At 64.9% G+C, this 19,921-nt stretch carries 20 protein-coding genes and 1 pseudogene; 8 read left to right on the top strand and 13 right to left on the bottom strand.

Translation table 11 applies throughout. The features are described 5' to 3' along the window. Nucleotides 1–180 precede the first annotated feature (180 nt). On the bottom strand, nucleotides 181–1,911 hold the full coding sequence (locus ACUXVA_RS06400; protein ID WP_265081047.1) for an outer membrane beta-barrel protein: 1,731 nt from the start codon (nucleotides 1,909–1,911) through the stop codon (nucleotides 181–183). Nucleotides 1,912–2,060: 149 nt separating this feature from the next. On the opposite strand from ACUXVA_RS06400, the pseudogene ACUXVA_RS06395 reads away from it, so the two are divergent. Then, nucleotides 2,061–2,315 (top strand): annotated as a pseudogene (locus ACUXVA_RS06395) (transposase); the annotation flags it as partial. Nucleotides 2,316–2,471: 156 nt separating this feature from the next. Here the strand turns inward: ACUXVA_RS06395 and ACUXVA_RS06390 are convergent. Then, nucleotides 2,472–2,795: a hypothetical protein gene (locus ACUXVA_RS06390; RefSeq protein WP_445491329.1), complete on the bottom strand. Its 324-nt coding sequence runs from the start codon at nucleotides 2,793–2,795 to the stop codon at nucleotides 2,472–2,474. Nucleotides 2,796–3,110: 315 nt separating this feature from the next. Here ACUXVA_RS06390 and ACUXVA_RS06385 point away from each other — a divergent pair, with 315 nt between their 5' ends. The 3 genes from ACUXVA_RS06385 (at nucleotide 3,111) to ACUXVA_RS06375 (ending at nucleotide 7,218) form a co-directional block, all read left to right on the top strand. Further along, nucleotides 3,111–3,596: a hypothetical protein gene (locus tag ACUXVA_RS06385; protein ID WP_265081048.1), complete on the top strand. Its 486-nt coding sequence runs from the start codon at nucleotides 3,111–3,113 to the stop codon at nucleotides 3,594–3,596. 161 nt (nucleotides 3,597–3,757) lie between these two features. After that, nucleotides 3,758–6,013 (top strand): ATP-binding protein, encoded by a 2,256-nt coding sequence (locus tag ACUXVA_RS06380; RefSeq protein ID WP_265081049.1) that lies wholly within the window; start codon nucleotides 3,758–3,760, stop codon nucleotides 6,011–6,013. Between the two features lie 248 nt (nucleotides 6,014–6,261). Then, on the top strand, nucleotides 6,262–7,218 hold the full coding sequence (locus ACUXVA_RS06375) for a GNAT family N-acetyltransferase (RefSeq protein WP_265081050.1): 957 nt from the start codon (nucleotides 6,262–6,264) through the stop codon (nucleotides 7,216–7,218). Between the two features lie 174 nt (nucleotides 7,219–7,392). Here ACUXVA_RS06375 and coaA read toward each other — a convergent pair whose 3' ends face one another. From coaA to hisB, 7 genes are all read right to left on the bottom strand, one after another. Further along, a complete protein-coding gene (coaA, locus tag ACUXVA_RS06370; protein WP_265081051.1) occupies nucleotides 7,393–8,346 on the bottom strand; it encodes a type I pantothenate kinase in 954 nt (317 codons plus the stop codon). A 16-nt stretch (nucleotides 8,347–8,362) separates the two neighbouring features. Further along, a complete protein-coding gene (locus ACUXVA_RS06365; protein WP_265081052.1) occupies nucleotides 8,363–8,686 on the bottom strand; it encodes a phosphoribosyl-ATP diphosphatase in 324 nt (107 codons plus the stop codon). A gap of 66 nt (nucleotides 8,687–8,752) precedes the next feature. After that, nucleotides 8,753–9,529, bottom strand: coding sequence for an imidazole glycerol phosphate synthase subunit HisF (gene hisF, locus ACUXVA_RS06360; RefSeq protein WP_265081053.1), 777 nt, complete (start codon nucleotides 9,527–9,529; stop codon nucleotides 8,753–8,755). A gap of 8 nt (nucleotides 9,530–9,537) precedes the next feature. Next, nucleotides 9,538–10,278, bottom strand: coding sequence for a 1-(5-phosphoribosyl)-5-[(5-phosphoribosylamino)methylideneamino]imidazole-4-carboxamide isomerase (gene hisA, locus ACUXVA_RS06355; protein WP_445491324.1), 741 nt, complete (start codon nucleotides 10,276–10,278; stop codon nucleotides 9,538–9,540). Nucleotides 10,279–10,465: 187 nt separating this feature from the next. Beyond that, on the bottom strand, nucleotides 10,466–11,116 hold the full coding sequence (hisH, locus tag ACUXVA_RS06350) for an imidazole glycerol phosphate synthase subunit HisH (protein WP_265081054.1): 651 nt from the start codon (nucleotides 11,114–11,116) through the stop codon (nucleotides 10,466–10,468). After that, nucleotides 11,113–11,640 (bottom strand): DUF2628 domain-containing protein, encoded by a 528-nt coding sequence (locus tag ACUXVA_RS06345; RefSeq protein ID WP_265081055.1) that lies wholly within the window; start codon nucleotides 11,638–11,640, stop codon nucleotides 11,113–11,115. The genes hisH and ACUXVA_RS06345 overlap by 4 nt, the downstream gene beginning before the upstream one ends. A 38-nt stretch (nucleotides 11,641–11,678) precedes the next feature. After that, on the bottom strand, nucleotides 11,679–12,272 hold the full coding sequence (gene hisB, locus ACUXVA_RS06340; RefSeq protein ID WP_265081056.1) for an imidazoleglycerol-phosphate dehydratase HisB: 594 nt from the start codon (nucleotides 12,270–12,272) through the stop codon (nucleotides 11,679–11,681). A 178-nt stretch (nucleotides 12,273–12,450) separates the two neighbouring features. On the opposite strand from hisB, the gene hslV reads away from it, so the two are divergent. From hslV to hslU, 3 genes are read left to right on the top strand one after another with little or no spacing between them, the layout of a single operon-like run. Further along, entirely contained in the window at nucleotides 12,451–13,020 is a 570-nt protein-coding gene (gene hslV / locus ACUXVA_RS06335) for an ATP-dependent protease subunit HslV (protein ID WP_265081057.1), read from the top strand. A gap of 59 nt (nucleotides 13,021–13,079) precedes the next feature. Further along, nucleotides 13,080–13,628 carry a DUF2585 domain-containing protein gene (locus ACUXVA_RS06330; protein ID WP_265083907.1) on the top strand — a complete coding sequence of 183 codons (549 nt, stop codon included), beginning with the start codon at nucleotides 13,080–13,082 and terminating at the stop codon, nucleotides 13,626–13,628. A 40-nt stretch (nucleotides 13,629–13,668) separates the two neighbouring features. Continuing rightward, nucleotides 13,669–14,970, top strand: a complete 1,302-nt coding sequence (hslU, locus tag ACUXVA_RS06325; protein ID WP_445491320.1) for an ATP-dependent protease ATPase subunit HslU — start codon at nucleotides 13,669–13,671, stop codon at nucleotides 14,968–14,970. Nucleotides 14,971–15,137: 167 nt separating this feature from the next. On the opposite strand, the gene ACUXVA_RS06320 is transcribed toward hslU, so the two are convergent. The 3 genes from ACUXVA_RS06320 to ACUXVA_RS06310 form a co-directional block, all read right to left on the bottom strand. Next, on the bottom strand, nucleotides 15,138–15,746 hold the full coding sequence (locus tag ACUXVA_RS06320; RefSeq protein ID WP_265081058.1) for a Smr/MutS family protein: 609 nt from the start codon (nucleotides 15,744–15,746) through the stop codon (nucleotides 15,138–15,140). Further along, entirely contained in the window at nucleotides 15,743–17,302 is a 1,560-nt protein-coding gene (locus ACUXVA_RS06315; RefSeq protein ID WP_445493252.1) for an MltA domain-containing protein, read from the bottom strand. The genes ACUXVA_RS06320 and ACUXVA_RS06315 overlap by 4 nt, the downstream gene beginning before the upstream one ends. Before the next feature lie 124 nt (nucleotides 17,303–17,426). Next, a complete protein-coding gene (locus ACUXVA_RS06310; protein ID WP_445491318.1) occupies nucleotides 17,427–18,131 on the bottom strand; it encodes a Tim44/TimA family putative adaptor protein in 705 nt (234 codons plus the stop codon). A 474-nt stretch (nucleotides 18,132–18,605) separates the two neighbouring features. On the opposite strand from ACUXVA_RS06310, the gene secB reads away from it, so the two are divergent. After that, the gene (secB, locus tag ACUXVA_RS06305) at nucleotides 18,606–19,082 is read left to right on the top strand and encodes a protein-export chaperone SecB (protein ID WP_445491316.1); all 477 of its coding nucleotides are present in this window, start codon (nucleotides 18,606–18,608) and stop codon (nucleotides 19,080–19,082) included. Nucleotides 19,083–19,221: 139 nt separating this feature from the next. Here the strand turns inward: secB and dnaQ are convergent, their stop codons facing one another. Continuing rightward, entirely contained in the window at nucleotides 19,222–19,914 is a 693-nt protein-coding gene (gene dnaQ / locus ACUXVA_RS06300) for a DNA polymerase III subunit epsilon (protein WP_445491314.1), read from the bottom strand. Between the last annotated feature and the right edge of the window lie 7 nt (nucleotides 19,915–19,921).

Raw genomic sequence — 19,921 nt, 5'->3', positions numbered from 1 at the left:
AGTCTGATTCAACTTTCGGTGGTGGGGTGCGACCACGCGCGGCACACAGGCCAATCAACGAGATACTCAAGCCCGATCTTGCCAACGCCAGGCTTGCTCGGACCTATCAGGTAGCGGTTTGGGTTATTTTCGATCAAATCGGGCTTTCAGCGCCATGTCCGGTTTCCCACCGATAGCCTGTCAATGTTCGGCACCAAACTTATAGGATGCCTGCACAAACATGCCGTAGCGTTCAGCATTGCCCTTGAACGGGGACGCCTCGCTCGTCACCGTCGGGGCTGCCTTGTCGCAGCCCGTGCAGTTGAACTCGCCATTGGTCGTCCACATCGCCCAATAACGTCCACCAACACCAACCGTGAAGTTGTCGGTTACGAGGTAAGAGGCGACAAGTTCAGCCTGCACGCCCCTTCCCGTTCCCCATTGCGCAAACCAGGTCGGGACATCGCGCAGCCAATGATTGTCCAGTCCGTCGAAGCGAGCATAGGGCAGATAGGCGACGTCGCCGCCGATCTTTATGCGATTCCAAAGCACGGATTCCCCGGACAAACCGACCCGCAACGACTGCCAGGTGGCGGTTTCCGTGATCGTCAGGACGGTGGATGGAAAGGACGGCGCGCAGATGCCGGACGCCGGCAGTGCCAGTTGCGTACAGCCCCACGCATTCATGACCTCGTGGACGCGATTGTATCCGAGGAACGCGCCAACCTTGTAATCCACACCTTTGAGGAAATCGTAACCGACATCGATCGTGCCGTAGGAGATCGGCCCGTTGACCGGGTTTGACAGGGTATTGGTATAGGCAGTGTTGACCGAGGCATTTGCGGGGGCATCCATACCCCAATCCTCATCGTTCATCTTGCCACTGTTGATGCGGCCGCCACCGATAAAGCCCTTCACGAACAGATTCACCGGCGTATCGATGCGTGCGAAAATCTCGCCTGATGACGCCGTCAGACTATCATACGTCAAACGCGACTGCGCGACATTCGGCGAGGCGAAATTATCCCATTGGAATTTGCCGGAGCTGTACCAATACCGCGCCCCGGTATCGACGGCCCAGCCGGACGCCACGACGGGAGCAGCCTTGCGAGGCACTACGGGGAGGGCTCCAAAGCTTTCCGATTGACCCATGTGATAGTTCACGCCGAGTTTCACGACATGAACATCCTGTGCAACCGACGAGGTCGCGGGAAGAACCGGAAAAAGAGAGCCTGCGATGAAAGAGGTCGCCGGGGTCGTCATGCTGGAATTGCCGAATCGGCTGTAGTCATATTCGGCTTTGAGCGACCATGCCGGCGTCATCGCATGCTCGACACCGGCGCCGATCGTCCATCCCCACCGTGTGTTCGACAGGCTAGTCGGGACGGCTAACGCCTGGGCAGCGGAATTATAGAACTGATTATTTGGATCCATTGAGACATCGCCATGCATCCAGGCGAGCCCGCCCTTGCCGTAGACTAACGTCCGCCCCTGGGCGCCGGTGATCAGACCCAGGCGACCGGTTAACGTTCCGGTCCACCGCGGCCTCGCGTTGCAGTTCGATCCAACCTGATTCACGACAAGCGGCGAAATCTGCAGACAGGTATTGCTTCCGCTGGAGTCGAGAAAGCTGGTATCAGCCTCCAGACCGACAACGGTCTGGGGTGAAATCTGCCAATTATACCCGGCCTGGAGACCAAGAAGCGCCGCCGGCGTTGTCACCACGTCGCCAAATGCCGACGGGCCATAGGGATTGGAAACCGTCGTTGAGCCGACACCGGCACCCAGGTGGCCGCCAACGTAAAATCCCGTCCAACTCCATGCCAGCATCGCCCTGGCGATCGGCGCCTTCACGGGGATGTCCGCGGCGTTAGCCGCGCCCACCGCCTCCAGAACCAAAAGCGACAGTCCCGCCGCGAATAGATTTCTCATTGCCATCTCTCGAGCCTCCCAACAGCACGTCCAAAGGAGCAGGGATCAACGATCAACTCATGAGGATTAGAGCCGGACTGAAAAAGAAGCTGGGTGATTTCAGCCAGTTGTGATTCCTTCGGATTTGCGAAGATTCGAGGGAGAACACGATGGGCTGGACTGAAATCACTCGTCGACATTATAGACGCGAAGGCTTGCGGTATGAAAGCGAAACGACGGATGCAGAGTGGTTTGTGATGGAGCCGCTTCTGCCGCCTGCTTCAGCGCTCGGGCGTCCACGTGCAACAGACATGCGAACGGTGATAGATGCGATCCTCTACATTGCGTCCACCGGTTGCCAATGGCGGCAGTTGCCCAAGGACTTCCCACCCTACTCGACGGTGCAGGGCTATTTCTACGCGTGGTCGCGTGGTGGAATCTTTGCCTCGCTTGACCTGCCCCTAAACTTTCATCCAGTGGCAATTAGAGTCTCGGCGGCAAGGGATCGGTCGCCGGCAATCGCAACAGAATTAGGGGAGGGGGCGCACTGCGCCCCCTCCCCATGCTGAGAACAACCCGATCTAGTTGGCGGCCCGGTATGTGCCAAACGCCTCGATCTGATCAAGCACCCGTAGAAGGTCCGGAACTTCCTTCTGGTCGATGCCCATGGATCCATATGGACCTCTGCAGAAGAATACGTCGTAGCTTGTGCCAGGCCCCCGTATAGAGCGTTTCGTTCCAGCGAATAGACCGACGTCACTTTCTTTGCAGATGGCTTCACGCAGCCGAGCCAATTCTTCCGGTGTAGTCGGACCATTGAACGACAAGAACTGGACGACATCATCGGTGTATGCGGGCCCGTGTCGCTTAACCAGATCCGCGCGAACCATTTCATCTGTCTTCATCATAGGCTCCGCTCAACCGCTGAAGGTTGCAATGGCGGTGTCATGGTTATTGCGAGAACCACCGGACTTGTGACGGCGCCGACAGGATCGGACGGCTGCACCTCGCCGAAGCCCTGTCCTACCGGGCGCTGGCCGACGACGCCCGCCGCGCAGCCTGACGGGCACGCGCACCGGCCGCATGGCTTCACGGGAAGAAACCGACCATGACCGGTGCCAGCGACCGCAACACCATCGCGTCGTCAACCCGAAAGTAACGACTTCTGTTTACGCTCTACAAACCATAGGGGCACGTCCCGGGCCAGCGAGTAGCGTAGCATGTTGCGTTTCAAGATCCTTGCCTCGACGTTTCCGCTCGTCCTCGCCGCCGTGTTCGCGCGCGGCGGCTTCGCGCCGGCCACCCAGCCGTGCATCGCGATCGGCGAGACGACGGTGCGCATCGCCGCAGGCCCGTGGCAGGCGCAGAGCCAGGTCAGCTTCACCGACGATCCCCGCCGCGCCACCGTGCGGGTGCAGATCGTCGACAGCGCCGAAGCTGCCGATTTCGCGGTGGTCGACGACGTCCAGGACAGCAGCGATGGCGATGCCTGCAGGAGCAATGCCGCCACGCGCCTGATCGGCATCAGTGCCGCACCCGCCGCCGACGCTGCGGTGATCTACCTGTCGCAGGACGGCGATGCGGACTACCGGATCTTCGTGACGTCGAATTCCTTCACGCCGCGCGACGCCGCGGCGCTGATCGTCGGCGCCCATGACGGGCCAGGCCACGGCGGCGCGGCGCGCCTGGCCGCGGCGGCGCTCTGAGCGCCGTTAACCCGGCGCTAACCCTGCTGCCAGCGATCGCGCTCGAAACCTGCACCATCAAGCACTTTGCAACGTCATCCCCGCATTATTACGCAGCGATCCCGAGTCCTGCGGGCGCCCGAGCGCCCCGGCGCGCGGCCGACAACATTGGCGGGTGAGCAGTGAGACCCAGGTTCTTCCGGATCAAGACGCGTCTGCGCTGCTTCGTCCGGCGCCATCCCACCCTGAGCTTCGCGATCCGCTCCTTCATGATCTTCTCGGCGGCGTTCGGCGGCGCCTATGGCTTCATTTCCGGCAGCAGGTCGCCCGGCTCCGGCTACGATCCGCACGCCTTCGCCATCGGCGCCAGCTTCCTGTTCGCGCTGGCCTGCGGCGGTCTCGCCATGCTGAGCATGCGGCTGCGCTTCGTGGCGCGGCGGATGCGCAAGCTGGCGCAGCACAACGAGGCGCTGGTCGATCGCAACTGGGAACTGCAGGAGGCCGAGCAGCGTGCGCGCAGCCTGTTCGAGGCGCAGGGCGACCTGATCGTGATGCGCGACGGCAACGGCCAGATCACCTTCGTCAACGACGCCTATTGCGCGCTGGCAAAGCGATCGCGCGCGTCGCTGATCGGCAGCGATTTTACGTTCGACGTGGTGGAGCAGGGCGACACAACCACCGAACCCAACGGCACCCGCATCCACGACCAGCGCATCGCCAGCGCGCTGGGCCCGCGCTGGATCGCCTGGCGCGAAGGGCTGGTGCACAGCGAGGCCGGCCAGCCGGCCGAACTGCAATGCGTCGGCCGCGACGTCACCGACCGCAGCGAAACCGAGCGGGCGCTCGGCGAAGCGCGCGACCAGGCCAATGCCGCCAACCGCGCCAAGTCGCGTTTCCTGGCGATGGCCTCGCATGAGATCCGCACGCCGCTGAACGGCATCATCGGCATGAGCGGGTTGTTGCTCGACACCCAGCTTTCGCCAGAGCAGGCGAGCTATGCCCGCGCCGTGAAGACCTCCGGCGACGCGCTGCTCTCGCTGATCGAGGAACTGCTCGACTATTCGCGCATCGAGGCCGGCAAGATCGACCTCGAACATCGCCCCTTTGCGCTGGCGACCATGATCGAGGACATCACCGAACTGCTGGCGCCCCGCGCCCATGCCAGCAGACTGGAGATCGCGGCCTATGTCGACGAGCGACTGCCGCGCGACGTGGTCGGCGATGCCGCGCGATTGCGTCAGGTGCTGCTCAACCTCGCCGGCAACGCCATCAAGTTCACCACGGCCGGCGGCGTCGCGATCATCGTCGAGCCGGGCGTCTCGCCTGGCGACATCAGCTTCAGGGTGCGCGACACCGGCATCGGCATCGCGCCGGACGCGCAACAACGCATCTTCCAGGAGTTCGAGCAGGCCGACGAGGGCACCGCGCGCAACTACGGCGGCACCGGCCTCGGGCTCAGCATCAGCGAGCGCATCGTCAAGCGCATGGGCGGGCGCATCACCCTGCAGAGCCAGCCCGGCGTCGGCTCGACCTTCGAAGTGTCGATCCCGCTGGCCGCGGCTGACGCCGACGGCGGCGATCGCCAAACGTTCGACGCACCGGACCTCGCGGGCCAGTCGATCATGCTGGTGTCGCCGCAGAGCATCGAGACGGCGCTGACCGCGCGACGGCTGGAGCGCTGGGGCGCCCAGACCTGCACGGTGTCCGATATCGCGGTGGCGCGGGCGCTGCTGCCGGAACGGCCGTGGCAGGCGGTGCTGATCGACCGCGGCTTCGGCGCCGCCGATGTGGAGGCGTTCGCCGAAATGGCGGTGCCGCATGCGGACCAGCGCATCGTGATGTTCACCCCGGCTATGCGCCACGAGCTGCAGCCGGTGCCGACCACCGCTTTCACCGGCTATCTGGTGAAGCCGCTGCGCACGGTGTCACTGGCCGCCCGGCTCGGGGCGCCCGCGGAAACCATCGCACCGGCGATGACCATCGACGACCTGTTCGAGCCGCAGCCCGACGCGCCGCCGGCCCGCGCCATTCGCGGCCTGTCGATCCTGGTGGCCGAAGACAACGAGATCAACGCGCTGCTGATGCGTGCGCTGCTCACACGCCTCGGCCATCAGGTTGTCATCACCACCTCCGGCGAGGAGGCGCTGGAGTCCTGGCAGGCCTCGGCCTCCGCCGGCACGCCCTACGACCTGGTGCTGATGGATCTGCAGATGCCGCGCCTCGACGGCATCGAGACCGCCCGGCGGATCCGCGCCCGCGAGGCCGGCAGCCGCAGCCGCCGCACGCCGATCCTGGCGCTGACCGCCAACACGCTGGTGGAAGATCGCTATGCCTGCTTCGACGCCGGCATGGACGGCTTCCTCGTCAAACCGCTCGACCGCGACAAGCTGTCGGAAGCGCTGGCAGACCTCGCGCGGTCGCGGCATATCGCCGCCTGAACCATCTCAGAATGTCATCGCCCGGCCAGGCGCGCAATTGCGCGCCAGGACCGGGCGATCCGGTATTCCGCGCCAGTGATAGTGGCGCACCGCTCTCGTTTACTGGGCCACCCGCTTTCGCGGGTGGCCCAGCCATTGGCCTTGTCACACAGTCGCAACAAGCTCGTCATCCCGTTGTCGGTTGCGCGTGATCTGTCTGTCCTGAAAGCCGCACGGATTCGAATCAGCCCGCGGCTGAGGGGAGTCTCATGCGCGGTGAACAGCTGACGGGATCGAAGCTGGGGTTTCTGCAGATGCTGCGGCCGCAGAATGTCGGCCTCGCCGCGCAGAAGACCATTACCTTCTTCAAGCCGCCGCAGATCACGCTGCCCAACGCCGCGTTGCCCGACGGCGTCGGACTGCCGCCGGCGACGCTCGGCCGGATGGGCCCGCTGGAAGTGCGGCTCGCCCGCGACAAGCGCGACATCAAGCGTGCCCAGAAATTGCGTTACAAGGTGTTCTACAAGGACGGCAGCGCCATCGCCGACGCCGCCACCATGCTGGCGCAGCGCGACAAGGACGCCTTCGACAAGATCTGCGACCATTTGATGGTGATCGACCACGCCGCCAAGCCGACTCTGTCCGGCCGCCAGCCGGTGGTCGGCACCTATCGCCTGCTGCGCCACGAGACGGCCATGCGCAACGGCGGTTTCTACACCGACAACGAATTCGACCTGTCGGGCATGATCGAGCGCCATGCCGCTTTGCGCTTTCTCGAACTCGGCCGCTCCTGCGTGCTGCCGCCCTATCGCAACAAGCGCACCGTTGAACTGCTGTGGCAGGGCATCTGGGCCTATGTGAAACAGAACCGCTTCGACGTCATGATCGGCTGCGCCAGTTTCGAGGGCACCGACCCGGACCGCCTGGCGCTGCCGCTGTCATTTCTGCATCACCACGCCCGCGCGCCCGAGGCGTGGCGCGCCCGAGCGCATCCCGGCCGCTATGTCGAGATGAACCGGATGGCGAAAGAGGCGATCGACAGCAAGGCCGCGCTGCGCATGCTGCCGCCGCTGATCAAGGGCTACCTGCGGCTCGGCGCCATGATCGGCGATGGCGCGGTGATCGACCACCAGTTCGGCACGACGGACGTACTGATCGTGATGCCTGTGGCCGCCATCGGCGCGAAGTATATCGAGCACTTCGGCGGCGACGCGCGGGCGGCGTAAGCGCACAGCGGAGACACACTCCGCTGTCATCGCCCGGCCGCGCGCATTTGCGCGCCAGGACTGGGCGACCCAGTAAACGCTGTTGTTGATGATAGAGCCGCGATGCCGGCGTTTACTGGATCACCCGCTTTCGCGGGCGATGACAACCGAGTGTATGGCGCGTCCGTTGTGCGACTACAGCCTTCTTAGCGCGACCGTCTCCACCACATGATCCGCGCCCTTTTTCAGGATCAGCGTCGCCCGCGGCCTGGTCGGCAGGATATTGTCCTCGAGGTTGGCGAGGTTGGTGCGTTCCCAGATCGCCAGCGCGGTGGCGGTGGCTTCCTCGTCCGACAGCGGCGCGTAGCGATGGAAGTAGGATCGCGGGTCGTGGAATGCGGTGTCGCGCAGGGCCAAGAAGCGGCGCACATACCAGTCACGCAGCACCGGCTCTTCGGCATCGATATAGACCGAGAAATCGAAGAAGTCGGAGACGACAGGCACCGCCTTGCCGTCGCGCGGCAGCCGGCCGGTCTGCAGCACGTTGACGCCCTCGACGATCAGGATGTCGGGCTGGTCGATCTCCTGCCATTTGTTGGGCAGCACGTCATAGGTGAGATGCGAATACAGCGGCGCGCGCACCGGTGAGCGGCCGGCCTTGATGTCGCTGAGAAAGGCCAGCAGCGTCGGCAGGTCGTAGCTTTCCGGAAAGCCCTTCTTCTGCATCAGCCCCTGGCGCTCGAGCACCGCATTTGGAAACAGGAAGCCGTCGGTAGTGACGAGATCGACCTTGGGCTTGGCGCCCCAGCGCGCCAGCAGCGCCTGCAGCACGCGCGCGGTGGTCGACTTGCCGACGGCCACGGAGCCGGCGACGCCGATGATGTAGGGCATCTTGCGGTCTTCGATGCCCAGGAATTTTCGCTGCGCGTAATACAGCCGCTGCGTGGCGGTGACGTAGATCGACAGCAACCGCGACAGCGGCAGGTAGATCTCCTCGACCTCCTTGAGATCGAGGCGGTCATACATCGAACGCAGCGCCGCGACCTCGCCGGCCTGCAGCGTCATCGGCGTATCGTCGCGCAATGCCGCCCACTGCGCGCGGGTGAAGGTCCGGTAGGGATTGTATTGCTGCTCTGACCGCATATCCATTGCGCCGCCGCCTTGTTCAATCGCGCTTGCGCGAGGCCTTTTCCTCAAGCCCGGACATGCTGGTGCGTTGTCCGAGCGTCGTCTCGACCTCTTCGAGGGTCACGTTGCGCGATTTCAGCAGCACCAGAAGATGGAACAGCAGATCCGCACTTTCATTGATCAGATTGGTGTGGTCGTTCTCGACCGCGGCGATGACGGTTTCGACCGCTTCCTCGCCAAACTTCTTGGCGCAGTGCTCGGCGCCCTTGTCGAGCAGCTTGCGGGTGTAGGACGACTCGCCGCCCGCCGCCGCGCGGGCGTCGATGATGGCAGCCAGGTCGTGGATCGTGAAGCGGGCCATTGCGGCGCTTTCTGTCAGGCCCCCGATGGGGCCGCGAACTGGCTGGATTTCCTGCCAGACTTTGGATTACGGGTCGAGCCGCATCGGCAGACCCGCCCGGACCATATGGTCCTTGGCCTCACGAATGGTAAATTCCCCGAAGTGGAAAATCGACGCTGCCAGCACCGCGGTGGCGTGGCCGCTCCGGATACCTTCGACAAGGTGATCGAGATTGCCGACGCCGCCGGAAGCGATCACCGGCACGTTGATACTGTCGGCCACCGCATGGGTCAGTGGGATGTCGAAACCCTGGCGGGTGCCGTCGCGGTCCATGGAGGTCAGCAGGATCTCGCCGGCCCCCAGCGACACCACTTCCTGGGCGAATTCGATGGCGTCGATGCCGGTGCCCTTGCGGCCGCCATGGGTGAATATCTCCCAGCGCGAGCCGCCGCCGGCGCGTGTCACGCGCTTGGCGTCGATGGCCACCACGATGCACTGGTCGCCGAATTTCTCCGCCGCCTGCTTGACGAACTGACGATCGGCCACCGCCGCCGAATTGATCGACACCTTGTCGGCGCCGGCGCGCAGCAGCGCCTTGATATCGTCGGTGGTGCGCACGCCGCCGCCGACGGTGAGCGGCATGAAGCAGGCCTCGGCGGTGCGCCGCACCACGTCCATCATGGTGCCGCGGTTTTCGTGCGTCGCATTGATATCGAGAAAGCACAGCTCGTCGGCGCCGGCGGCGTCATAGGCCACCGCGGCTTCGACGGGATCGCCGGCATCGCGCAGGTCGACGAAGTTAATGCCCTTGACGACGCGGCCGTCTTTCACATCGAGGCAGGGAATGACGCGCATCTTGAACATGAGGACCCCTATGCCGCTGCGCGTGCGGATTTGATCAGCGCCAGCGCCGCCGCCGGATCGACGCGGCCGTCATACAGCGCGCGGCCGGAAATCGCGCCTTCGAGCTTGCGCGCGCGCGGCTGCAGCAGCGCCTCGACATCGGCGATGGAGGCGAAGCCGCCGGAGGCGATCACCGGAATCGAGATGGCGTTGGCGAGTTCGATGGTCGCGTCGAGATTGAGGCCCTTCAACAAGCCGTCGCGCGCGATATCGGTAAAGATGATGGCGGCGACGCCGGCATCCTCAAAACGCTGCGCGATTTCCAGCGCGGTCACCGTCGAGGTTTCGGCCCATCCTTCGACCGCGACCTTGCCGTCGCGCGCATCGAGGCCGACGGCGACCCGGCCGGGAAACTTTTGCGCGGCTTCCTTGACCAAAGCGGGATCGCGCACCGCGGCGGTGCCGATGATGACGCGGGTGATGCCCTTGGCCAGCCAGGCCTCGACGGTGGCGAGATCGCGGATGCCGCCGCCGAGCTGCACCGGCATCTTGACCGTCTTCAGCATCGCCTCCACGGCCCCGGCATTGACCGGCTTGCCGGCGAAGGCGCCGTCGAGATCGACCACGTGCAGATATTCAAAGCCCTGGCTCTCGAAGTCACGCGCCTGGGCGGCGGGATCGAGATTGAACACGGTGGCACGCGCCATGTCGCCCTGTTCGAGGCGAACGCACTGGCCGTTCTTGAGATCGATGGCGGGGAAGAGAATCATGATGCAAATATCCGGAAACCAGGAGCGCTGTAGCTCCCCTCCCCCCACTTGGCGGGGAGGGGTCGGGGGTGGGGGGCTGCTCGGCCAAGAAAGCGCCCCCCACCCCGACGCCTGCGGCGTCGACCCTCCCCACCGCTCGCAAGGGCTCGCGGGGGGAGGGGTGTGACCGCCGATGTCGAAATCAAAATCACGGCTTCCATTTCAGAAAATTCGAGATCAGCGCCAGCCCGAAGCGCTGGCTCTTTTCCGGATGGAACTGGGTGCCGATCATGGTGTCGCGGCCGACGATGGCGGTGACCGGGCCGCCGTAGTCGGCGCGCGCCAGGATGTCCGCTTCGTTGGCGGCATTGAGGTGATAGGAGTGCACAAAATAGGCGTGGCGGCCCTTGGGGCCGAGCGGCAGCCGCTCCAGCACGGGGTGCTCGCGCACCATGTCCAGCGTATTCCAGCCCATGTGCGGGATCTTGAAGTTCTCTTCGCGCGGCGTGATCTTTTCCACGTCGCCAGCGATCCAGTTGAGACCTTCGGTGGTGACGTGCTCCTTGCCGCGGGTGGCCATCAGCTGCATGCCGACGCAGATGCCGAAGAACGGCCGCGCCTTCTGCCTGACGGCCTCGGTCATGGCGTCCACCATGCCGTCCAGCGCATCCAGTCCCTTGCGGCAGTCGGCGAAAGCGCCGACGCCGGGCAGCACGATGCGGTCGGCGCGAAACACCACTTCGGGATCGCGGGTGACGACGACCTTTTCAGGCACGTCCATGCTGCGCGCCGCGCGCTCGAAGGCTTTCGCCGCCGAGTGCAGATTGCCGGAGCCGTAATCGATGATGGCAACGCTCAACGCGACGCTCCCGGTTGTGGAAACAGGCCGATGATGGCCTCGTGGGCGCCCGAGGGCGGGCGCGAAAACGGCTCGCCCGCCACATGGCGGGTCGGCGGCGGCCCACCGCGCTCGACGGCCGTCTGGTCGTTGACGATGTTGCGCCGTGCGGTCCAGCGATCGAAGAAGCGGCGCTCGGCGGACTGCTCGTCATCGGCGACCACCACGTCGATCTGCCGCCACTTGCCGCGCGACAGGGTCCAGCGCCTGAGGCTGCCGCCTTCGAGGCCCATCAGGAGAGCAAACAGCAGCATGACCGCCAGACGCGCGCCGAAGCCGGCGTGCAGCGCCGACAGCGCGACCTCGCCGACGATGGAGATCGCGATATAGCCCAGCAGCGCCCACCACAGCCGATGCCAGACCATCCAGACCAAGGCTGCGAGAAACGCCCAGACGTAGAAGCCGTCGCGCACGAACACGAAACGGTCGGTCGAAGCGACCTCCGGCCGCGAGGCCGCAGGCGCATGAACTGTATAGACCGGCATGGCATCAACTCCGCCGATGCAAGGAAAAGACAAGCAAATCAGCCGCCGAGCTGACCCTTGGTGGATGGCACTTCACCGCCATTGCGCGGATCGATCGCAACCGCCGTGCGCAGCGCCCGCGCCAGACCCTTGAAGCAGGATTCGGCGATATGATGGCTGTTCTCGCCATATAGGGTCTCGACATGCAAAGTCACGCCCGCATTGCCGGCAAAGGCGTTGAACCACTCGCGCACCAGCTCGGTGTCGAATTCGCCGATTTTGTGGGTCGGGAAGGCCGCCTTGAACACCAGCACCGGACGACCGGAGATGTCGATCACCACCCGGGTCAACGTCTCGTCCATGGGCATGTGGATCGAGGCATAGCGGGTGATCCCGGCCATGTCGCCGAGCGCCTGCTTGACGGCCTGGCCGAGCGCGATGCCGACATCCTCCGTGGTGTGGTGGAAGTCGACATGGAGGTCGCCGACCGCCTTCACGGCGATGTCGATGCGGGAATGGCGGGCGAGCAGGTCCAGCATATGATCGAAAAAGCCGATGTCCGTGGCAACCTGGGACACACCGGTGCCATCGAGGTTCACGGAGACCTCGATGTCGGTTTCCTTGGTTTTGCGCTTGATCGTCGCCTGACGCATGAAAATGGCTTTCCGGGTGCTGAAAACGCGCCCTTTTAACAGGGTCATGACAGCTTCGCTACCGCGGCAGGACGGTTTCGGCCCGATCTTGCGCCTATGGTGACCGGAATCCGGCGCTTTCGCCGCATTTGCAACGTGAGAGGCCAGTGCCTAGATCAGAGGCCCCACGAGGAATTCCATGAGCGCATCATATTCGGCCAGCGAGGGTTCGCCCCAGGTCTGGCACGGCACCACCATCCTGACCGTCCGCAAGGACGGCAAGGTCGTCATCGGCGGCGACGGCCAGGTTTCGATCGGCCAGACCGTCATCAAATCCAACGCCAAAAAGGTCCGCAAGCTGGGCAAGGGCGACGTGATCGGCGGCTTTGCCGGCGCCACCGCGGACGCCTTCACCCTGTTCGAGCGGCTGGAGGCCAAGCTGGAGCAGTATCCGGGCCAATTGACCCGCGCGGCCGTCGAACTGGCCAAGGACTGGCGCACCGACCGCTATTTGCGCCGGCTCGAGGCCATGATGATCGTCGCCGACAAGGATGTCTCGCTGGTGCTGACCGGCACCGGCGACGTGCTGGAGCCGGAAGCCGGCGTCATGGCCATCGGATCCGGCGGCAATTACGCGCTGGCCGCGGCGCGCGCGCTGGTGGATTCCGACAAGGACGCCGAGACCATCGTGCGCCGCGCGCTGGATATCGCCGCGGACATCTGCGTCTACACCAACCGCAACGTGACGCTGGAGACGCTGTCCGCATGACCGCGGAGGTCCGGCCGGCGAGCTTGCCCACGTTGCCGCGCCCGACTCTGGCGCAAGGCATGGCGATGGCTGCCGGCCTGCTGGTGCTGCAGGCGGTCATTCTCTACGCCATGGGCCGGCTGCCGATCTGCGCCTGCGGCTACGTCAAGCTGTGGCATGGCGTGGTGATGAGTTCGGAAAATTCCCAGCACCTCACCGACTGGTACACGTTCTCGCACATCATCCACGGCTTCCTGTTCTATGCCGCCACCTGGCTGGTGCTGCGGCGGATGCCGTGGATCTGCCGGCTGCTGGTGGCGATGCTGATCGAGGGCGGCTGGGAGTTGCTGGAGAATTCCAGCTTCATCATCGACCGCTACCGCACCGCCACCATGTCGCTCGACTACTACGGCGACAGCATCGTCAATTCGCTGGCCGATACATTGGCCATGGTCGGCGGCTTCCTGCTGGCGCGCAGACTGCCGGTGGCGGCGACCGTCGCCATCGCACTGGTGTTCGAAGTCGCGGTCGGCCTGCATATCCGCGACAACCTGACCCTCAACATCATCATGCTGATCCATCCCACCGACGCCATCCGTCAATGGCAGGCCGGGCCGCCCATCATCTGACCGGCTTGTGCCGGCGACAAACCTGTAGTGTTGAACAGCCATGACCGACTTTTCTCCCCGTGAAATCGTCAGCGAACTCGACCGCTATATCGTCGGCCAGCACGACGCCAAGCGCGCCGTCTCCATCGCCCTGCGCAACCGCTGGCGGCGGCTGCAGCTCACCGGCCACCTGCGCGACGAGGTGCTGCCGAAGAACATTTTGATGATCGGACCTACGGGAGTCGGCAAGACCGAGATCGCGCGGCGGCTGGCAAAACTCGCCGGCGCGCCGTTCATCAAGGTCGAGGCCACCAAGTTCACCGAGGTCGGCTATGTCGGCCGCGACGTCGAGCAGATCATCCGTGACCTCCTCGAGGTCGGCATTGCCCAGGTTCGCGAACGCAAGCGCAAGGACGTGCAGGCGCGCGCCCAACAGGCCGCAGAAGAACGTGTGCTCGACGCGCTGGTCGGGCCGGGCTCGGGTCCGAGCACGCGCGAATCGTTTCGCAAGAAGCTGCGCGCCGGCGAGATGAACGACAAGGAGATCGAGATCGAGACCCAGGCCTCCGGCGGCCCGTCGATGTTCGAAATCCCGGGCATGCCCGGCGCGCAGATGAGCGCCATCAATATCGGCGACATCTTCGGCAAGATGGGACAGCGCACCAAGACGCGGCGTCTGACGGTCGAGGCGTCGCATGAACTACTGGTCAACGAGGAATCCGACAAGCTACTGGATTCCGATCAGCTGACGCAGGAAGCGATCTCCGTGGTGGAGAACTCAGGCATCGTGTTTCTCGATGAGATCGACAAGATCTGCGTGCGCGACGGCCGCAGCGGCGGCGACGTGTCGCGCGAGGGCGTGCAGCGCGATCTGCTGCCGCTGATCGAAGGCACCACCGTCTCCACCAAGCACGGCGCGGTGAAGACCGACCACATCCTGTTCATCGCCTCGGGCGCGTTCCACATCGCCAAGCCTTCGGACCTGCTACCGGAGCTGCAAGGCCGCCTGCCGATTCGCGTCGAACTCAACGCCCTGACCCGCGACGACATGCGTCGCATCCTCACCGAGCCGGAAGCGTCGCTGATCAAGCAGTATGTGGCGCTGTTGGCGACCGAGGGCGTGACGCTGGAATTCGGCGATGACGCCATCGACGCGCTGGCCGATGTCGCGGTGGCCGTGAATTCCAGCGTGGAGAACATCGGCGCACGACGGTTGCAGACGGTGATGGAGCGGGTGCTCGACGATATCTCCTTCGCCGCCCCGGACCGCAACGGCGAGACCATTCATGTCGACGCCGCCTACGTGCAGAAGTATGTCGGCGACCTCGCCAAGAATGCGGATCTGAGCCGGTTTATTCTGTAGGCTGCGACACACTCACCTGTCATCGTCCGGTCCCGGCGCGCAACTGCGCGCCGGGACCGGACGACCCAGTAAACTCAGACGTCGGTGATGGAGCCGGAACGCTGCCGCTTACTGGATCGCCCGCCTTCGCGGGCGATGACAACGGAGTGTCTGTTGGCGGCGGCGAACTACCTCGCCCGTCTCACCCGCACATACAGCGCGCCTTCGCCGCCGTGGCCGATATGGGCTTCCTCGAAGCCGACGACGAGCGTGCGGAATTCCGGCAGGCCGAGCCATTCCGGCACTTGTCGGCGCAGCACGCCGCGCTCGGACTCCGGCCCGACGGTGCGACCCTTGCCGGTGATGACCAGTACGAAGGTATGGCCCTCATAGTTGGCGCGCTGCAGGAACGACAGCAGCGCACGATGGGCGCGGATCTGGGTCATGCCGTGCAGGTCGAGACGGGCGTCGATATCCTTGCGGCCGCGCGACAGTTGCGAGCGCTCGCGGCGACCAAGCGGCGCCAGAGGCGGCGGTGACGGGCGCACGTCCGGCCGCACGATCTTGACCAGATGCGCCGGATGCGCGGGATGTTCCGGCTTCGCCGAGGTCGCCGCTTTCTTCGCAACCGGTTCAGGCTCGGCCGCGTGTGGCTTTGCCACGCGAACTTTCTTGCGCAGCGGGCGCGTCTGTTTGGCGATGCTGTGCCACAGCTCGAGCTCTTCCTCGTTCAGCACGCGCTTGCGGCGCGACACGGGGGCATCGAGGATCTGCGGCGGACGCTGACGCTTCTTCATTGCCAGAAGAAGCGATGGCGGTGATGGGAATGGCCGCGGCGATGAACGCGGCGTTTCGGCTTCGGCTGCTCACGCGCGATCTGCGGCCGCGCCTCGGGCAGCGGCACCGCCGTTGCCGCGGGTTGCGGCGTCGCCTGTGCCAGCGGCGACGGCACCGGCAATGGCACAGCCGTCTTGGCGGCATCGGCCGGCACAGACGCGTCCTTCACGACAGGCGCGGCCGGCGCATCCGCTGCTTTCTCAATCGGCTTTTCGGCCGGCTTGGTATCGGCAATCTTGCCGTCGGGCGCCTTTGCGTCCGCCGGCTTTACGTCGGCAGGCTTTGTCATATCGACGGGTTTGGCATCGACAGGTTTGGCGGGCTCCTTCGGCGGCTCGACCTTGGGCTCGACCTGCGGAAACAACTTTGCAATTTTCGCCGACGGACGGTCCTCGGGCAGCGGCATGGTCCTGCCGCGCGCGACGGGATCGATGCTCTTCGGCACCAGCATGACAAAACGCGCCGGATGCCGCATGCGACCGGCGACGCGGCCGGCCTCGACGCCGGCGCCGAAATACAGATCGGCACGGGCAGGGCCGACGATGGCCGAGCCGGTGTCCTGCGCCACCATCAGCCGACGGAACGGGGTCTTCGACTGTTCGGAGTCGATCGGCAGGTCGCCCTCGATGAAGAACGGCGTGCCGTAGACGTGCAGCGACTTGTCGACGGCGATCGAGCGGCCGGGGGTCAGCGGCACGCCCTGCGCACCTACCGCCTCGTCCTTGTCGGACAACTGCACCTCGCGGAAGAAAACGTAGGAGCGGTTCTGCCGGCGCAGCTCGTTGGCGGCGTCGGGATTCTCCTCCATGTATTGTCGGATACGTTGCATCGACATCTGCTCTTTCGGCACGATGCCGCGGTCGATCAGTACGCGGCCCACCGGCGTATAGGGAAAGCCATTATGCGCCTCGTAGTTGATGCGCACAGTGCCGCCGTCCTCCAGCTTGACCCGGGCGGAGCCCTGGATCTGGGTAAACAGCAGATCGGTCTGGCTTTTCAGCCAGCAGATTTCGAGGCCGCGGCCGGCGATCTTGCCGTCCTCGATCTGGGCGCGATCGTAATAGGGAACCAGCTTGCGGCGGCCGATCTTGCGGAACACCTCACCCTTGTTGGGCATGCTGGTGGCGCTCTGCGGAACGCCGCGCACGAACAGGTTGGACGGCTTGCGATAGACCGGCACGTTGTAGACGCCGGTCCGGGTGCGCGAGCCTTCGATCACCGGCTCGTAATAGCCGGTGACGAACCCGTCGGCCTCGCCGAGCCGCGAGATGCGCAGCGGCAGGAAGTTGTTTTCGAAGAAGGCCTTCGCCTTGGCGGTGTCGGAGATGTCGGCGGCTTTCGCCACATGGCAGGGATCGCGCAGCGAGCCGCCCAGCGCCTTGGAGTCCACCGGCGGGATGCGCTGCGCCGAAATCGGCTTGCGGCTGGTGCGGAAGGCCTGGAAGGCCTGCAGATGGTCATCGTCGGCCCAGCCGTCGATGTCGGCCCAGGCCACCGGCGCGTACTGGCTGCCCATGATCTCGAACGGCCATTGCGTGTGCAGGTGGAGCCGCGACGCGACAGCGGGGACCGGCTGCACAAGCGACACCACGGCGGCGATCGCCGCACAAACCGCGACGGACGCCGTAGTGCGGCGCGCCCTAGTTGACGCTGCCGGTGCCAACCAGCTTCCAGTTCGGATCGCGCGAGGCGATGTCGCGGGCGAATGTCCAGACATCGGTGATATCGCTGACCTTTTCGGCATTTCCATCGACGATCGCGCCGGATTTGTCGCGGGTGACCGAAATCATCTGCGAGACAAAGCGCACCGTCAGCTGGGCGTTGCGGTCGCGCACCTCGGCATTGACCAGCTCGGCCTTGTCGATCGAGACGAAGCGGGTCTCGGTCTTCTGCTCGTTCTTCTCGCGGTCCTTGATGACGGCGTCGAAGCTTTCGAACACTTCGGACGACAGCAGGTCCTTGAGCGCGCGGCGGTCGCCATTGGCGAAGGCCAGCACGATCATCTCATAGGCGCCCTTGGCCCCCGAGATGAAATGGCGCGGATCGAAGGAGGCGTCCTGGGCGAGGATCGAATCAAGCCCGGCGGCCAGCGGCGTGCCCGGTTCGGCAACGCCCTTCCAGCGATCGGCGGTCGGGGTCACGTCGGCGGTCGGCGCCGCGGACGGCTGGTCCACGATGGCGCCGGGCATGGGCACCACATTGCTATCCGGCGCGCCCTGCACCACGTCGCGGGCCGCGCGGTCGAACGGCGGCCGTTCGGTGCCGGTGCGCTGGCCGAGGACATTGCGCAGCCGCAGAAAAATGAAGACGGCCAGCGCCAGGAAGATGATGGTGTAAATATCCACGTCGCATTGCTTTCTGATCGGCGCCGGGCCGGGCCCGGCGGGGAAATGTCCTGCCGGATACGGTCCGGGAAACGGCAGCAGTCACATCAAGGGTGGACCCGCTTCATGTAGGCACGAAATTGAGCCCAGCCAATGGCGCGGTTTGACTCAGTCTGCGGCATAGCAGCCGGATAGCGACCTCTTCGGGCCTTGGTCTTGATCGATTCTAGCGCGTTTCGGCCTGCAGTGGAAACCGGATTGCGACCGGAACGCCCGCGCCCTCAGCCGTTTAGGCGATTTTGGCCGCAAAAGCGGCGGTCTTTGGCTCCTCCGGGCCGGCGGCAGCGATTCGGCGGCTCCCGCGAATGGCGCGACCGGGGCGTGCCGTCCTTGTCCAGCACGGCGGGGCTATGATAGCCACTCGCCCGACATCGCTTTCCGAGATCCGGCGACATCCGACGCCGCTCCACTTCCGAAACGCTTCAGGAGAACTCCATGACCAACGGCAACGGCACCCCTCCCGAGGCGGGTCTTCCCCCCCAGCTCAACGTGCTGGCGCAATACACCAAGGACCTGTCGTTCGAGAACCCGAACGCCCCGGCCTCGCTGGCGCCGCAGCCCCAGCAGCCCAACATCAACATCCAGATCAATGTCGGCGCCAACAACCTGTCCGAGAACGAATTCGAGGTGACGCTGTCGGTCGAGGGCAAGGCCGAGAACGCCGGTACCGTGATGTTCAGCTTCGAGCTGGCCTATGCCGGCGTGTTCCGCATCCTCAACGTCCCGCAGGAAAACCTGCATCCGCTGGTGATGATCGAATGCCCGCGGCTGCTGTTCCCGTTCGCCCGCGAGATCATCGCCACCGCGGTGCGCGACGGCGGCTTCCCGCCGCTGATGCTCGACCCCGTCGATTTCGTCGGCCTGTACCGCCAGAACATGGAACGCCAGGCCCAGCAGCCGATGCAGAGCTGACACGTTCGTGTCATCCCGGGATGCAGCAGGCGGCGAAGCCGGCTGATGCAGGCCCGGGATCTCCAGATGCTCATCGCATCGCAGTTCGGGATTCCGGGTTCGCGTGCGGCTAGCGCCGCCCGCGCCCCGGAACGACCAATCAGCCCAGAAATTCGTTCCAGATCGCCTTGTCGCCCATTGTCGCCACGAAGGCGCGGTGTGCGGCGACATCGTCCTCGGTGAGCCGGGGGGCGAGCGGTGCCGGGCGCTGACGGCGCGGCGCGTCATTGATACCGCCGGTGCGCTGCATCGGCACGTCGTCGGCCAGAATCAGGCTCGACTGCCGGGCGCCGATCAGGTCGATATAGACTTCCGCCAGCAGTTCGGAATCCAGCAGCGCGCCATGCTTGGTACGGCGTGAATTGTCGATGGCGTAGCGCGAGCAGAGATCGTCGAGCCGGTTCGACACGCCGGGATGCTTGCGCCGCGCCAGCATCAGCGTGTCGACCAGGCGATCGCGGGCGATCGCCGGCCGCTTGATGCGGTCGAGCTCGGCATTGATGAAGCCGATGTCGAACGAGGCGTTGTGGATCACCAGCGGCGCGTCGCCGATGAATTCCAGAAAGTCGTCCACCACCTCATGAAACAGCGGCTTGTCGGCGAGGAACTCGGCCGACAGGCCGTGAACGTTGAAGGCTTCCAGCGGCATGTCGCGCTGCGGATTGATGTGCCGGTGAAAGGTCTGGCCGGTGGGCATGCGGTTGAAGATCTCGACACAGCCGATCTCGACCAGCCGGTCGCCGCGCAGCGGATCGAGGCCGGTGGTTTCGGTATCGAGAACGATTTCACGCATGCTTCTG

Source organism: Rhodopseudomonas sp. RCAM05734 (assembly GCF_052658035.1).
Note: the sequence above shows the minus strand (reverse complement) of the source record. Positions and strands in the feature narration are given on the sequence as shown.

Bases quoted from the DNA above. Each gene is read 5' to 3' on its own strand.
- hslU (WP_445491320.1), top strand. From the start codon at position 13,669: ATGACCGACTTTTCTCCCCGTGAAATCGTCAGCGAACTCGACCGCTAT.
- coaA (WP_265081051.1), bottom strand. From the start codon at position 8,346: ATGGATATGCGGTCAGAGCAGCAATACAATCCCTACCGGACCTTCACC.
- hslV (WP_265081057.1), top strand. From the start codon at position 12,451: ATGAGCGCATCATATTCGGCCAGCGAGGGTTCGCCCCAGGTCTGGCAC.
- ACUXVA_RS06390 (WP_445491329.1), bottom strand. From the start codon at position 2,795: ATGAAGACAGATGAAATGGTTCGCGCGGATCTGGTTAAGCGACACGGG.
- ACUXVA_RS06375 (WP_265081050.1), top strand. From the start codon at position 6,262: ATGCGCGGTGAACAGCTGACGGGATCGAAGCTGGGGTTTCTGCAGATG.
- ACUXVA_RS06345 (WP_265081055.1), bottom strand. From the start codon at position 11,640: ATGCCGGTCTATACAGTTCATGCGCCTGCGGCCTCGCGGCCGGAGGTC.
- hisF (WP_265081053.1), bottom strand. From the start codon at position 9,529: ATGTTCAAGATGCGCGTCATTCCCTGCCTCGATGTGAAAGACGGCCGC.
- hisA (WP_445491324.1), bottom strand. From the start codon at position 10,278: ATGATTCTCTTCCCCGCCATCGATCTCAAGAACGGCCAGTGCGTTCGC.
- ACUXVA_RS06385 (WP_265081048.1), top strand. From the start codon at position 3,111: ATGTTGCGTTTCAAGATCCTTGCCTCGACGTTTCCGCTCGTCCTCGCC.
- ACUXVA_RS06320 (WP_265081058.1), bottom strand. From the start codon at position 15,746: ATGAAGAAGCGTCAGCGTCCGCCGCAGATCCTCGATGCCCCCGTGTCG.
- ACUXVA_RS06400 (WP_265081047.1), bottom strand. From the start codon at position 1,911: ATGAGAAATCTATTCGCGGCGGGACTGTCGCTTTTGGTTCTGGAGGCG.
- ACUXVA_RS06365 (WP_265081052.1), bottom strand. From the start codon at position 8,686: ATGGCCCGCTTCACGATCCACGACCTGGCTGCCATCATCGACGCCCGC.
- dnaQ (WP_445491314.1), bottom strand. From the start codon at position 19,914: ATGCGTGAAATCGTTCTCGATACCGAAACCACCGGCCTCGATCCGCTG.
- hisB (WP_265081056.1), bottom strand. From the start codon at position 12,272: ATGCGTCAGGCGACGATCAAGCGCAAAACCAAGGAAACCGACATCGAG.
- secB (WP_445491316.1), top strand. From the start codon at position 18,606: ATGACCAACGGCAACGGCACCCCTCCCGAGGCGGGTCTTCCCCCCCAG.
- ACUXVA_RS06315 (WP_445493252.1), bottom strand. From the start codon at position 17,302: ATGGGCAGCCAGTACGCGCCGGTGGCCTGGGCCGACATCGACGGCTGG.
- ACUXVA_RS06330 (WP_265083907.1), top strand. From the start codon at position 13,080: ATGGCGATGGCTGCCGGCCTGCTGGTGCTGCAGGCGGTCATTCTCTAC.